The organism is Micromonospora maris AB-18-032 (genome assembly GCF_000204155.1).
GTDB classification, from domain to species: Bacteria; Actinomycetota; Actinomycetes; order Mycobacteriales; family Micromonosporaceae; genus Micromonospora; species Micromonospora gifhornensis.
Genome location: NC_015434.1, coordinates 6,253,761 through 6,266,639 on the forward strand (window position 1 = coordinate 6,253,761; position 12,879 = coordinate 6,266,639).

Here is a 12,879-nt window from a genome sequence, read left to right on the forward strand (position 1 = left end):
ACCGGATTCCGGGGCACTGCGGGAGGCAGGCGTTAACAAGGGGCCCTTTCACCTCACGAGGCGTTAAGAAGGGGCCCTTCCTTACACCGCCAGCGGGTTGGGGAGGGGGCTGCCGGCGGTGCCGGGCGCGGCGGTCGACGGGTCGGCACCCAGGTCGACGACCTTGTTGTCGGCGTCGACGTGCACCACCCGGGGGCGGTACGTGCGGGCCTCGGCGTCGTCCATCTGCCCGTACGAGATCAGGATGACCAGGTCACCCGGGTGCACCAGGTGCGCCGCCGCCCCGTTGATGCCGATCACGCCACTGCCCCGCCGGCCCGGGATCACGTACGTCTCCAGTCGGGCACCGTTGGTGATGTCGACGATCGCCACCTGTTCGCCGGGCAGCAGGTCGGCGGCGTCGAGCAGGTCCTCGTCGACGGTCACCGACCCGACGTAGTGCAGATCCGCCTGGGTCACCGTGGCCCGGTGGATCTTGGATTTGAGCATGGTGCGGTACATCGGGACGCCTTTCGCGCTGATGTGTCTGGTCAGGAGGCCGGGTGCAGCAGGACGGGCGCGTTGTCGATCAGCCGGGTCTGGCCCACCCAGGCGGCGACGAGCAGCCGGGCCGGCCCCTGCACCGGCCCCGGTTCCAGGTCGGGGTCGGTGAGGACCAGGTAGTCGAGCCGGGCACCGGGCTCGCCGGCTCCGAAGGCGGCGTGCGCGGCGCTCAGCACCGCCCCGGCGTCGCGGCCCGCCTCGGCGGCCTCGGCACCGGCCCGCAGCGCCCGCGACAGGCTGAGCGCCACCTGCCGCTCCTCGCTGGAGAGGTAGCGGTTGCGGCTGGACAGCGCCAACCCGTCGGACTCCCGGACGGTGGGTACGCCGACCACCTCGACCGGCACGTCCAGGTCCCGGCACATCCGCCGGACCAGGGTCAGCTGCTGGTAGTCCTTCTCCCCGAAGAACGTCAGGTCGGGGCGGGTGAGCTGGAGCAGTTTCAGCACCACGGTGAGCACACCGTGGAAGAAGCCGGGGCGGCTCAGCCCTTCCAGGTCCTCGCCGAGCGGACCCGGGTTGAGCCGTACCTGCGGTGCGCCGCCGGGATACATGTCCGGCACCGCCGGGGCGAAGACCAGGTCGGCACCGGCCCGTCGGCACACCTCGAGATCAGCGTCGAGGGTCCGGGGATAGCGGTCGAAGTCCTCGGTCGGGCCGAACTGGAGCGGGTTCACGAAGATCGTCACGATCACGTGATCGGCGCGCTCCCGGGCCGCCCGCAGCAACGACTCGTGCCCCTCGTGCAGAGCACCCATGGTCATCACCACCCCCACCGTTCCGGTGAGGGCGGACCGGGCCTCGGCCAACTCGGCACGGGTGTGCACAAGCCTCGTCACGCGATCCATCTGGTCCACCAATCCGCTCACGCCGCCACCCCGCTCTGGTCCCGGTCGAGTACCCCGAGCAGCGGCTCGGCATCCACCGGCCGCAGTCGGCCGGCGGCCATCGCCCGGTCGGCGGTACGCCGGGCCAACGCCAGGTAGGCGGGGACCGATTCGGGTGCGGTGGCCGTCAACTGCGTCAGGTGCCGGGCGACCGTACCCGCGTCACCCCGGGCGACCGGGCCGGTCAACGCGTCGTCGCCGAGGCGCAGCGCGTTCTCCAGCGCGGCCCGCAGCAGCGGGGCGAGCACCTTCTCGGGCTGCGCCACACCGGCGTCGCGCAGCCGGTCGGCCGCCTCGTTGACCAGCGTCACCAGGTGGTTCGCGCCGTGCGCCAGCGCCGCGTGGTAGAGCGGCCGGTCGGCCTCCCCGATCCACTCGGGCACCCCGCCGAGATCCGCCACCAACCGGGCTGCCAACGGGCGCAGTTCGGCCGGCGCGGTCACCCCGTACGAGATGCCGGACAGCCGGCTGAGGTCGTCGGGCGTACCGGTGAACGTCATCGCCGGGTGCAGCGCCAGCGGGCGGACGCCGACCGCGACGGCCGGGGCCAGCACCGCGAGGCCGTGCGCCCCCGACGTGTGCGCTACCACCTGGCCGGGTCGCAACGCCCCCTCGGCGGCGAGCCCGGCGACCACCCCGGCCAGGGCGTCATCGGGTACCGCGATCAGCAGCAGATCGGTGGCCGCCCGGGCGACCTCGGCGGCCGCGCGGCGGGAGACGGTGGGCAGCAGCAGCGCCACCCGCGCCTGCGAGGCCCCGGAACTGCCGGTGGTGGCGACCACCCGGTGACCCACGGCCGCGAGTGCGGCCCCCAGCGTGGCACCGACGCGTCCAGCGCCGACGATGCCGACGGTGAGCACGGCGGGAATGGTGGCGAATGGCACGGTCGCGGGCCGTCGACGGGCGGCCGGGCGCGTGCGCAGCGGTGCGCTCATGTCACGATCCAGTCCTCGAGATGGGTACCGGTCGAGGCAAGTATGCGTCGCCGACGGGGATCCGAAACAAGGATGTGTGAAATCGTTCACCGCCGTTGAATCGGTGCGGTGGAAGCGCTGAAAGCGGGGGCTGAGCTGATGGCAATGCGCTGGCATCAGGCCATGGAGCGGGCGCTCTACGGCACCGACGGTTTCTTCGTCTCGGGTGCGGGGCCGGCGGCGCACTTCCGCACCAGCGTGCACGCTTCCCCGGTCTTCGCTGACGCGCTGCTCCGGTTGATCCATCACCTTGACGGGGTTCTCGGTCATCCTTCCGTCTTCGACGTGGTGGATGTGGGAGCGGGGCGAGGTGAGTTGCTTCGGGCGCTGTTCGTCGGGGTGGGGGTTTCCGGGGAGCCCACCCGCTCCGGGCGGTCAGGCTTGATCCCTGCGCGGGTGGGCTCCCCGGAAACCCCGACCACCACGGCCACCGTCCGCCCCTCACCCGTCAACCCTTTGACAACCACGACGGGGTACGGCGACGACAGTTGCGCGTCGGATCTCACCGTGGGCGGGTGGGTGCCGTTGGCCCAGCGGGTACGGTTCACTGCCGTCGAGCTGGCTGCACGCCCCGACGACCTGCCCGAAGAGATCGCCTGGACCGACCGGATTCCCGCCGGCGTCACGGGCTTGCTGCTGGCCACCGAGTGGCTCGACAACGTCCCCCTGGACATCGCCGTGCACACCCAGCACGGCTGGCACTACCTCCTCGTCGACCCCACCTCGGGCGAGGAGACGATCGGCGACCCGCTCAGCCGAGCAGACCTCGACTGGCTCTCCACCTGGTGGCCCAGCTCTCTCGTACCTGACAGTGACAGCTCGACCGAGTCGGGTTTCCGGGCAACCCCCACGGAGCACGCACGAGTGGAGATCGGCAGGAACAGGGACGAAGCCTGGGCGGACGCGGTTGGCAACGTCGAACGAGGGCTGGCGTTGGCGGTGGACTACGGGCACCTGCGTGCGGAGCGGCCGGTCGACGGGACGTTGACCGGGTACCGGGCCGGGCGGCAGGTGCCGCCGGTGCCGGACGGATCGTGTGACGTCACCGCGCACGTGGCCATGGACTCGGTCGCCTCCGCCGGTGAGCGGGTCGCCCGGTGTGCGTACCTCCTGGGGTCGCAGCGGGACGGGCTGCGGGCGCTCGGGGCCGACGGAGGGCGACCGCCGCTGAGCCTGGCTGTCAGTGACCCGGCCGGGTATGTGCGGGCGTTGGCCGCGGCATCGGCGGCGGCCGAGCTGACCGATGCGGCCGGGCTCGGCGGGCACTGGTGGTTGTGGCAGCCCGTCGGCCTGTCCGCGGACCGGCTACCGGCGGGGTGTGCCGGACCGATCGACACCGCTGCGCCGTCGTGACCGGCCGGTCATGGCACGATGGCGGGCATGACCACGGGCGACCTGCGTGAGCTGACCGTCGGTACCGGCGCCGGGCTGGTGGCGGGCACCGGCGGGGAGCAACTCGGCACGGACATGGTGCTCAACATCGGACCGCAGCACCCGTCCACGCACGGTGTGCTGCGCCTGAAGCTGACCCTGGACGGCGAACGGGTGGTCGCCGCCGAGCCGATCGTCGGGTACATGCACCGGGGCGCGGAGAAGCTGTTCGAGGTACGCGACTACCGGCAGATCATCGTGCTGGCCAACCGGCACGACTGGCTCTCGGCGTTCGCCAACGAGCTGGGCGTGGTGCTGGCCGTGGAACGGCTGATGGGCATGGAGGTGCCGGAGCGGGCGACCTGGTTGCGGATGGCGCTGGCCGAGTTGAACCGGGTGCTCAACCACCTGATGTTCCTCGGCTCGTACCCGTTGGAGATGGGCGCGATCACGCCGATGTTCTACGCCTTCCGGGAACGGGAGACGCTCCAGGCGGTGATGGAGGAGGTCTCCGGTGGGCGCATCCACTACATGTTCAACCGGGTCGGTGGGCTCAAGGAGGAGGTCCCGTCCGGGTGGACCGGTCGGGCCCGGGCCGCCATCGGTGAGGTTCGCCGCCGGATGCCCGATCTGGACAATCTGATCCGGCGCAACGAGATCTTCCTGGCCCGTACGGTCGGCATCGGGGTGCTCTCCGCGGCCGACGCTGCCGCCTTCGGTGCCTCCGGCCCGGTCGCCCGCGCCTCCGGGCTGGACCTGGACCTGCGCCGCGACGAGCCGTACCTGGCCTACGACCAGCTCGACGTGCCGGTGGTCACCCGCACCACCGGAGACTGCCACGCCCGCTTCGAGGTGCTGCTCGACCAGGTGTACGCCTCACTGGATCTGGCCGAGCAGTGTCTGGACCGGGTCGACCGGCTGACCGGGCCGATCAACACCCGGCTGCCGAAGGTGCTGAAGGCCCCCGAGGGCCACACCTACGCCTGGACCGAGAACCCGCTCGGCATCAACGGTTATTACCTGGTGTCCCGGGGCGAGAAGACGCCGTGGCGGCTCAAGCTGCGCACCGCGTCGTACGCGAACGTGCAGGCGCTGGCCACCCTGCTGCCCGGCTGCCTGGTGCCGGATCTGATCGCCATCCTCGGCTCGATGTTCTTCGTGGTCGGCGACATCGACAAGTGATCCGGGGGCCGGTGGCGCGGAGATCCGATCAGCGCCAGCGGTTGTTCGGTTCCTGGACCGGCTGCCCGTAGCCGGTGTCCTCGGCCCCGTGCCGCCGGCCGTACGGCTCCGGTTCCGGCTGGTAGCCGTGCGCCGGTTCCGGCTGGTATCCGCGCGCTGGTTCGGCCAGGTATCCGCGTGCTGGTTCGGGCTGGTACGCCCGGGACGGCTCGGGCTGGTGTCCGCGTTGTCGTGGAGGACGCCACTCGTCCGGGACCGGCACGCCGCCGGCGGGCAGGCCGGGCCGCCGCTCCGGTTCACCTCGGCCGTCCCGCCATCCCTCGTCGCCGTCGGCGGCACGACGTGGTTCGCCGTGGCGCACGCTGGCCCAGCGGTCCGCCATCCGGTACTCGGTGCCGGTGTGGTCCGCGTTCACCTCGGCGTGGCGTTCACCGACCCGCAGTTCGCGCCCCCGCTCGTCGTCGCGTACGGCGGCCCAGCGGTCCCCGGCACGTAGCTGCGCCCAGTACTCGCCGGTGTCGTCCGGACGCGACGGTCCAGGTGCCACCTCGGCGGCAGCCGCCCACTGCTGCCCACCGTCACCCCAGCCCCGCTCGTCGCGCGGGGCTGCCCAGTCCCGCTCGTCCCGGTACCCGGAGCCGTCCTGGAATGTCGAGCCGCCCTGGTGTGCAGAGGCGTCGTGGCGTGCGGGGCCGTCCCGATACGCAGAGTGGTCCTGGTAAGCAGAGCGGTCCTGGTAAGCGGAGCCGTCCTGGTGTGCGGAGCGGTCGTCGCGGTGGGTGGACCGGTCGTCACGAGGCCCGGACCAGGGACGCTCGTCCCGGGGCTCCGACCAGGCGGCATGCTCGTCGCGGGCCGGTCCCGACCAGGCTCTGTCGTCATCGCGGCGAGGGCGCTCGTCGCCGTCGGGCCAGTGTCGTTCGGCAGGGTCCACGCCGGGTCCGCCGCGTGGTCGCTCACCCGCCGACCATGGGGCGGCGTAGCCGCCATACCGGGGCACCTCACCCATCCCACCACCGTCCACAATGGTGTGCCGGGTGGTGACGTGCACCGTTTCGGTGTGGCGGACGACGCCCTGGCCTGCCGGTTGGGCCGAGCCGTAGACCCCGCCGGGGCGGGTCTGTCGCTCCCCCACACCAGCCGGTGCAGGCCGCTCCCCGAAGGGTGCTGGCGCGGGCCGGTCTCCGAAAGGGGCCGATTCAGGTCGGTCTCCGAAAGGGGCCGGTTCGGGTCGCTCTCCGAAAGGGGTCGACGTGGGCCGGTCCGCGAAGGGTGCGGGCGGTGGGGGTTCCGGTGCCGCGACCCGGGCGCGGCCTCCGCCGACTGGTTCCGCACTGGCGGGCGCAGCATCACCGGCTGAGGAACCGGCAGCGTCCGCAGTGCGACGCAACCCGGCCAGCGTCTGCTGGACCCGTTGGAGCTCGTCCAACGCCTGATTGCCCCGCTGCGCGGCCGCCACGATCTCGCTACGCAGTTCCCGCCGCAGCTCGTCGAGTTCCTCGCGCAGTTCCTCGGTGTATTGCTCGTGACCGTTGTCGCCGCGCAGCGTGATGGAGAGCCCGATCAGCACCACCGCCAGGATGGCCAACAGCGCGGCGAACCGCAGTGGACCGTTCCCGTCGGCGACCAGCAGAATCAGCGCCGCGACCGGGGCCAACGCCACTCCACCCCAGAAGAGGGCGGTGAGCAACTGCTTGCTGCGCGGATCGGTGGGCACCGTTGCGGGCATGGGTCCGGAGCCTACCGAGAGTTGCGTTGGCTGGGAACGGGGCCAGTGGCAGGGATCGCTACCGAAGTTCGACGCCGATCGCTGATCGACCCGTGAGCAGCAACGACGGGCCGCCCCCGACCAGGCCGGCCGGGGGCGGTGTCGGTTCAGCTCGTGGCGTACGCCGCGTCGGTGGAGAAGACCAGGCCGACGCTGATCGTGCCGTTACGCAACCCGGTCTTGGTCAGCGGACCACCCTGGTCCAGCGAGGAGAACGAGCCGACCGAGAGCCCGTAGGTCTGCTCCAGACCCGGCTTGCAGAACGGGCGCTCCTGGCACTCCGGCGGGCCACCCAGCACCGTGGCGGTACCCGAGCACTTCGCGGCCAGCTCGGACAGCGTCCGTACGCCGTACTTCTCGGCGAACTCCTTGGTCACCGCGAAGGCGTTCTGGTTCTGCGCCGGTGCCGGCTGGCCGAAGCTGAGCCCCACCTGCTCGCCGAGACCGCGCAGGGCGGTGACGGTCTTCTCCACGTCGGGCGAGGAGACGGGGTCACTGCCCCCGCCGGTCTTGCCCTTGAGGAACTCGGCCATCGTCGCCGCGTACTCCGGGACGACCTGGATCTCACCCTTCTCCAGCGCCGGCTCGTACAGCTCCCGGTTGCCGATCTGCTGCACGGTCACCTGGTAACCGGCCGCAGTCAGCTGGATCTTGTAAAGCTCGGCGATGATCTCGCTTTCGGTGAAATTGCCCGCGCCGACCGTGATCTTCCCGCCCGAGCCCTTCTCCACCCCGTCGGCGAGCCCGTTGGCGGCGCTGAACTCCTGCGCCGCCGCCTGTGCGCTCTTGCGGTCCACGTCGACCGCCTTGTTGAGCTGCACCAGCTTCGGGGTGTCGAGCACCGCCGAGACCTTGTCGAGCGCCGCGACGAGCTGCGGGGTGGCGACCTTGGTGTTGATCGCCGGGATGATGTTGTCAGCGTTCTGCAGGGCTTTGTCGTCCGTCAGCGCGATCAACTGCTCCCCGGCGACCGGGGCGCAGCCTTCGCCCGAGGCGGACTGCTGTGGCGCCTCGGTGCCGGACGAACCTGCCTCGCCGCAGCCCGCCAGCACGCCTGCCGCCGCGACGGCGCCGACAACGGCGATGGACAGTCTTCTACCTGCGCGCATGGACCCGCCTTCCGTGTCCCGGCGCGGCCCGTTCGGGCCGGCCGCGTGTCCGACGGGCGGCGATCTTGCGGCGGATCATCCCGCCGATCCCGCCTTCCGGCCGCCCGCTGATCCACCCAACATCCTGCCGAGCGCCACCGACAACTTCTGCGCCGCGTTCGTCACCGGAACGTCACCATCCGCCGGCGGCGCCCGGCGTCCCGTCCTTGCTTGACACCGTTGCGGCGGAATGGTGGTTACCAGGCACCCCGGTGACCGCCATTCCGCCGCAACTACGACCTTGCATCGTGGCGCCCGTCACCACCATGGCGGAACCACCGAGGCGCGGCGGCGGTCAGTCGGAGATCAGGCCCGCAGTGCGGGAGATCAGGTCAGCCGCCGGTGACCGCGTCGGCGGCGCGACGTGCGGCGCGGCGCCGGGCGCGGCGCAGCGGACGTGGGGTGACCAGCCGCTCGACGAGCCCGAAGATCAGCTCCGCGCTGACCGCGAGCCCGGCGACCAGCAGGCCACCGGCGAGGATCTGGCCGCCGCCCACCGCGATGCTCAGACCGAATCCGAGCCGGATGATCTCGCCAAGGCCCCCACCGTTGACGAAGGTCGCCAGGGCGGCCGTGGCGACCACCTGGACCGCGGCGGTCCGGAACCCGGCCGCCAGGTACGGGATCGCCAGCGGCAACTCCACCTGGCGCAGCACCTGCGGCCCGGTCATCCCCATGCCCCGGGCCGCCTCCCGGGTCTGCGGATCGACCTGCCGGACGCCGGTGTAGGCGTTGGCCAGCAGCGGTGGCACCGCGAACACCGCCAGGGCGACGACCACGGCCGGTCGACCGAAGCCGAGGAAGGTCAACGGGAGGATGGTGAGCAGGGCCAGGGTGGGCACCGCCAGGGTCACGTTGGAGACGAGCACGACCAGCCCGCCGCCCCGGCCGGCATGGCCCAGCCACAGCCCCAGCGGCCAGGCCACCAGGCAGCCCAGCAGCACCGCAGCGGCCGAGATGGTGACGTGCTCGCCGAGCCGGTCCAGGACGCCACCCGGGTTCGTCCAGTTCAGCGGGTCGTTGAGCCAGACCACCGCCTGCTGTACGGGATTCATCGGCACCTCCGCATCACGCCCGCCGGGCTGGCGACCCTCATCCGACCCGCCCGCGCAGCCACGGGGTGAGCAGCCGGCCGACGCCCACCAGGAGCAGATCGAGCACCAGGGCCAGCAGTACGCAGAGCAGCGTCCCGGTCATGATCTGGGCCTTGTAGAAGTTGTTGTTGAAACCGGCGAAGATGATCTGCCCGAGCCCGCCCCGCCCGATCACCACGCCCACGGTGATCAGGGCGACCGTGGAGACCGTGGCCAGCCGCAGGCCGGTGAGGATGCCGGGCAGGGCCAGCGGCAGTTCGACCCGTAGCAGGCGACCCCAACGGCCGTACCCCATGCCCTCGGCGGCCTCCCGCACCTCCGCCGGCACCTGGTTGAGCCCGGCCACGGTGTTGCGGACGATCACCAGCAGCGCGTACAGCACCACCACGCTGAGCACCGTCGCGACGCCGATGCCCAGATAGGGCGCGACGAACGCGAACAGGGCCAACGACGGGACGGTGTAGAGCACCCCGGTGAGTGCGACAATCGGCCCGGTGAGCGGTCGGAACCAGTACGCCACCACGGCCAGCGGGACGGCGATCAGCGTGGCGATCAGCACCGCGCGCAGGGTAAGGGTGGTGTGGTCCCGCAGGGCGGCCAGTACCGTGTCAGAGTTGTCCCGCACGTACTGCCAGGAGAACCACGGGTTACCCGGGTCGGCCCGGTAGCTCAGGCGGAAGGACATACGTGGACGGTACCCCGGTCGCCGACGACGGCCAGCGCGCGGCGTCGATCACTCTCGACGGCATCGGAAAGCGTTATCCGGACGGCACCGAGGCGGTCCGCGACCTCAGTCTGCACGTCGACGCGGGTGAGCTGGTGGTCCTGATCGGGCCGTCGGGTTGCGGCAAGTCGACAGTGCTGCGGATGATCAACCGGCTGATCGAGCCGACCAGCGGGCGGATCATGCTCGGCGACGCCGACGTCACCCGGACCGATCCGGTGCGGCTGCGTCGACAGATCGGTTACGTGATCCAGAACGTCGGGCTCTTCCCCCACCAGACGGTGGCGGCGAACGTGGCCACCGTGCCCCGGCTGCTCGGCTGGTCCAAGGACCGTGCCCGGCGGCGGGTCGACGAGTTGCTGGAGTTGGTCGGGCTGGACCCGACGCAGTTCGGCCGGCGCTACCCGCACGAGCTCTCCGGTGGTCAGCGACAGCGGGTCGGCGTGGCTCGAGCGCTCGCCGCCGACCCGGTGGTCCTGCTGATGGACGAGCCGTTCTCCGCCGTCGACCCGATCGTGCGTACCCGGCTGCAGGAGGAGTTCCTGCGCCTGCAGGCCGAGGTGCGCAAGACCATCGTCCTGGTGACCCACGACCTGGACGAGGCCGTCCGGCTCGGTGACCGGATCGCGGTGCTCTCCGAGGGGGGTCGGCTGGAGCAGTACGACACCCCGGCGACGCTGCTCGGCGCGCCCGCCACCCCGTTCGTCCGCGAGTTCGTCGGCGCCGATCGGGGCATCCGCCGGCTGGTGGTCACCCCGGTCACCCGGGAGGTGCTCGCGCCGCTGCCCAGCGACGGTGTGGCGGACCTGCCGGCGGTGGCACTGGGCGGCTCGGCGTACGACGCGCTGGCCGTGCTGCTCACCTCGGCCGGTGGACAGGCCGTGGTGACCGAGCAGGGCCAGCCGGTCGGTCTGCTCAGCCGGGAACGTGTCCTGGCGCTCGCGGAGCCGACCGGCTGATGTGACTGGCACCGGGCCGGCCACCTGAACAGGTCACGGGGCCGGCCACGGCGTCAACGACGTCCCCGCCAACCGCCCAGCGTGGCGATGCCGATGATCCAGCCGGTGAACAGCCCGTACTCCGCACCGTCGCCGGCGGCCTGCAACGCGCCGAGCAGCGAGGGGTTGGTCCGGATCAATGCGGTGAGCAGGGCCGCCAGGGCCGCTGCGAAGACGTACGCGGCCCAGCCGGCAAAGAACTGGCTGAGCGTGCCCCGGGCGCGGGCCAGCTGGGAACCCGGAAGCAGGTAGAGGAAGACGAAGGTCAGGACGACCAGGAGGATCGCCTTCAGGTCCGCCGCGATGATCTCCTGAATGGAGTCGGACGAGTCGAACCGCCAGGCGGGCCAGGCGAGCAGTCTGAGGAACCACCCGCCGGCGCTGTCGGGATCGGTGTTGTCTGCGGCCCAGTCGGCGTACCAGGGGCTGCCGAAGACCAGGACCAGCAGGAGCGCGGCGAGGGTGCCGGCTCCAGGTGCGGACTTGTATCGGTTGGTGAGAGCCATGGCCCGCTAGTTCCCAGCGGATCGACATGAACAAACGCGAGGGCGCGTTTTGTGACGGTATGCCGGGACAAGCGGATGTCGCGGTCAGCAGCCCCCGGTCAGTGCTTCAACAGATAGTCGATGAAGGCGGCGCGCAGCAACGGCGCGGACTCCTCGTAGCCGTGACCGGTCATCTCCCGCCACAGCGCCACCGCCTCGTCGACCGTCGGCCCCACCGAGTTCGGGGCACCGTCGAGCGCGGCAGCCTCGTCGGCGTTCGGCAGATGCCGGAGCACCGACCAGAAGAACTTCACGTCCCGGCGCTCCCGAGCCACCGCGAACGCCTGCTCACGCAGTTCCTCGGTGCTGAGCGCGTCCAACGCCTCGAACGACCGGCCGCCGGAGCTCGATGATGTGTCGGTCATGCGCCGAGCCTAACTGCCGAGATCACATCCGGCTCGCCGACGACGCGCGAGAACATCGTTCACCGGTCGTCGGCCTGCCAGATCGGCGAGTTGGTCTCCCAGCGGCGCGGGCCCCACGGATCGGTCGGGTCGCCCGTCGACTGTGCCGGCAGGACGGGCGGCCAGTCGCCGACCGGCTCCGGCTGGGACATCGCCCAGCCGCCGGCACCTCCCGTGGGCTCCCCGGCCGCCGGCGGAGACACCGGGCGGGGCGGTCCGACGACAGGTCGGCCGTACCGCTCGACCAACCGGGTCACCGCCAGTCCGGCCGCCAGCGCCGCCCCGCCGACGACCCACCGGCTCACCGTCCAGCCGCGTGCCTGCGCGTAGGCGAGGAACAGGCCGACCGCGCCGACCGTCAGCAACGTGCCGAAGACGCCACCCCGCAGACCGAAGGCGCTGGTGCCGGCCAGCAGCACCGCACCGACGGCCAGCACGGTCCAGTCCAGCCCGTCCCCCGGGATGACCGCGTCGTCCTTCGACGCGAGCAGGGCGCCCGCGAGCATCGCCAGCACGGTGGAGCAGACGTACCCGCCGGTGGTGACGACGGCGGCCGCCACCCCTCGCCGTCGGGCCGGGTCAGCGACCGGACGGAACCGGCCCACCAGCCGGCGGATCGGCCCGATCGCACCGAACAGCCCACCGATCACGGTGAGCGCGGCGAAACCCACGAAGAGCTGCCCGGCGATGTCGCGCGGGTCGTAGTCCCCCTGGACCAGCACCGGAGCGGCACGCTGCTCGATGTAGACGACCACGCCGGCCGCCGCGCCCAGGCTCGCGGCCCAGCCGGGGACGTGCAGCAGCACGACCACCAGCCCCAGCACCAGGCCACCGACCGCGGCCACCGCAGCGGGGGTGCCCACGGCGATGAGCAGGCCCCGGTCGCTCTGCTCGGCGAAGTTCAACCCGGCGGCGACCGCCACCGGCCCGATCGCGAGGTTCACCGCCGCGGTGCGCAGGGTCAGCCCGGCAGCCAACGCCAGCAGACCGAGGGCGACCACGTCGACGATGAGGGCACGCAGCCCGCTGCCGCGCAGCGCCGTCGGGTTCTCCAGCCAGAGCAGGTAGACCAGGGCAGCGAAGCCGAGCAGCAGGAGCGTCTCCCAGAGCACGTAGACCCCGAAGCGGTCCCCGCCCGGCTCACCGTTCTGACGGTCGTCGGCGACGGTGTCCGTGCCGACGGTGGATCCGACCGGAGTCGACTCTGCCTGCCCACTGCGGCCTGGTTCGTCGTACGCCATCAT

At 71.7% G+C, this 12,879-nt stretch carries 13 protein-coding genes; 3 read left to right on the forward strand and 10 right to left on the reverse strand.

The genetic code is table 11. From position 1 onward, the window contains the following. Positions 1-81 precede the first annotated feature (81 nt). From panD to VAB18032_RS27770, 3 genes are read right to left on the reverse strand one after another with little or no spacing between them, the layout of a single operon-like run. Complete coding sequence (panD, locus tag VAB18032_RS27760; protein WP_013736260.1) at positions 82-501, reverse strand: aspartate 1-decarboxylase; 420 nt, start codon at positions 499-501, stop codon at positions 82-84. 29 nt (positions 502-530) lie between these two features. Next, positions 531-1,379, reverse strand: a complete 849-nt coding sequence (gene panC / locus VAB18032_RS27765) for a pantoate--beta-alanine ligase (RefSeq protein WP_043725926.1) — start codon at positions 1,377-1,379, stop codon at positions 531-533. Positions 1,380-1,405: 26 nt separating this feature from the next. Then, positions 1,406-2,362 (reverse strand): Rossmann-like and DUF2520 domain-containing protein, encoded by a 957-nt coding sequence (locus VAB18032_RS27770; RefSeq protein ID WP_013736262.1) that lies wholly within the window; start codon positions 2,360-2,362, stop codon positions 1,406-1,408. A gap of 144 nt (positions 2,363-2,506) precedes the next feature. On the opposite strand from VAB18032_RS27770, the gene VAB18032_RS27775 reads away from it, so the two are divergent. Both VAB18032_RS27775 and VAB18032_RS27780 read left to right on the forward strand, forming a co-directional pair. Continuing rightward, positions 2,507-3,754, forward strand: coding sequence for an SAM-dependent methyltransferase (locus tag VAB18032_RS27775; protein WP_013736263.1), 1,248 nt, complete (start codon positions 2,507-2,509; stop codon positions 3,752-3,754). 18 nt (positions 3,755-3,772) lie between these two features. Next, positions 3,773-4,954: an NADH-quinone oxidoreductase subunit D gene (locus VAB18032_RS27780; protein WP_193386279.1), complete on the forward strand. Its 1,182-nt coding sequence runs from the start codon at positions 3,773-3,775 to the stop codon at positions 4,952-4,954. A gap of 28 nt (positions 4,955-4,982) precedes the next feature. On the opposite strand, the gene VAB18032_RS27785 is transcribed toward VAB18032_RS27780, so the two are convergent. From VAB18032_RS27785 to VAB18032_RS27800, 4 genes are all read right to left on the reverse strand, one after another. Beyond that, positions 4,983-6,683: a hypothetical protein gene (locus VAB18032_RS27785; RefSeq protein ID WP_013736265.1), complete on the reverse strand. Its 1,701-nt coding sequence runs from the start codon at positions 6,681-6,683 to the stop codon at positions 4,983-4,985. Positions 6,684-6,829: 146 nt separating this feature from the next. Continuing rightward, positions 6,830-7,831 carry a glycine betaine ABC transporter substrate-binding protein gene (locus VAB18032_RS27790; RefSeq protein ID WP_043722165.1) on the reverse strand — a complete coding sequence of 334 codons (1,002 nt, stop codon included), beginning with the start codon at positions 7,829-7,831 and terminating at the stop codon, positions 6,830-6,832. A gap of 371 nt (positions 7,832-8,202) precedes the next feature. Further along, complete coding sequence (locus VAB18032_RS27795) at positions 8,203-8,925, reverse strand: ABC transporter permease (protein WP_013736267.1); 723 nt, start codon at positions 8,923-8,925, stop codon at positions 8,203-8,205. A 37-nt stretch (positions 8,926-8,962) separates the two neighbouring features. Beyond that, a complete protein-coding gene (locus VAB18032_RS27800) occupies positions 8,963-9,649 on the reverse strand; it encodes an ABC transporter permease (protein ID WP_013736268.1) in 687 nt (228 codons plus the stop codon). Between the two features lie 2 nt (positions 9,650-9,651). On the opposite strand from VAB18032_RS27800, the gene VAB18032_RS27805 reads away from it, so the two are divergent. Beyond that, positions 9,652-10,647 (forward strand): ABC transporter ATP-binding protein, encoded by a 996-nt coding sequence (locus VAB18032_RS27805; RefSeq protein WP_013736269.1) that lies wholly within the window; start codon positions 9,652-9,654, stop codon positions 10,645-10,647. Positions 10,648-10,700: 53 nt separating this feature from the next. Here VAB18032_RS27805 and VAB18032_RS27810 read toward each other — a convergent pair whose 3' ends face one another. The 3 genes from VAB18032_RS27810 to VAB18032_RS27820 all read right to left on the reverse strand — a co-directional run bounded on the left by VAB18032_RS27810 (position 10,701) and on the right by VAB18032_RS27820 (position 12,876). After that, positions 10,701-11,192: a hypothetical protein gene (locus VAB18032_RS27810; protein WP_013736270.1), complete on the reverse strand. Its 492-nt coding sequence runs from the start codon at positions 11,190-11,192 to the stop codon at positions 10,701-10,703. A 98-nt stretch (positions 11,193-11,290) separates the two neighbouring features. Next, positions 11,291-11,596 (reverse strand): hypothetical protein, encoded by a 306-nt coding sequence (locus VAB18032_RS27815; protein ID WP_013736271.1) that lies wholly within the window; start codon positions 11,594-11,596, stop codon positions 11,291-11,293. 59 nt (positions 11,597-11,655) lie between these two features. Continuing rightward, positions 11,656-12,876, reverse strand: coding sequence for a hypothetical protein (locus VAB18032_RS27820; protein ID WP_043725938.1), 1,221 nt, complete (start codon positions 12,874-12,876; stop codon positions 11,656-11,658). Positions 12,877-12,879: the final 3 nt, after the last annotated feature.

What these genes read in the sequence shown, in the direction of transcription:
- panD (WP_013736260.1), bottom strand. Translation starts at nt 501, where the DNA reads ATGTACCGCACCATGCTCAAATCCAAGATCCACCGGGCCACGGTGACC.
- VAB18032_RS27770 (WP_013736262.1), bottom strand. Translation starts at nt 2,362, where the DNA reads ATGAGCGCACCGCTGCGCACGCGCCCGGCCGCCCGTCGACGGCCCGCG.
- VAB18032_RS27775 (WP_013736263.1), top strand. Translation starts at nt 2,507, where the DNA reads ATGCGCTGGCATCAGGCCATGGAGCGGGCGCTCTACGGCACCGACGGT.
- VAB18032_RS27780 (WP_193386279.1), top strand. Translation starts at nt 3,773, where the DNA reads ATGGCGGGCATGACCACGGGCGACCTGCGTGAGCTGACCGTCGGTACC.
- VAB18032_RS27785 (WP_013736265.1), bottom strand. Translation starts at nt 6,683, where the DNA reads ATGCCCGCAACGGTGCCCACCGATCCGCGCAGCAAGCAGTTGCTCACC.
- VAB18032_RS27790 (WP_043722165.1), bottom strand. Translation starts at nt 7,831, where the DNA reads ATGCGCGCAGGTAGAAGACTGTCCATCGCCGTTGTCGGCGCCGTCGCG.
- VAB18032_RS27795 (WP_013736267.1), bottom strand. Translation starts at nt 8,925, where the DNA reads ATGAATCCCGTACAGCAGGCGGTGGTCTGGCTCAACGACCCGCTGAAC.
- VAB18032_RS27800 (WP_013736268.1), bottom strand. Translation starts at nt 9,649, where the DNA reads ATGTCCTTCCGCCTGAGCTACCGGGCCGACCCGGGTAACCCGTGGTTC.
- VAB18032_RS27810 (WP_013736270.1), bottom strand. Translation starts at nt 11,192, where the DNA reads ATGGCTCTCACCAACCGATACAAGTCCGCACCTGGAGCCGGCACCCTC.
- VAB18032_RS27815 (WP_013736271.1), bottom strand. Translation starts at nt 11,596, where the DNA reads ATGACCGACACATCATCGAGCTCCGGCGGCCGGTCGTTCGAGGCGTTG.
- VAB18032_RS27820 (WP_043725938.1), bottom strand. Translation starts at nt 12,876, where the DNA reads ATGGCGTACGACGAACCAGGCCGCAGTGGGCAGGCAGAGTCGACTCCG.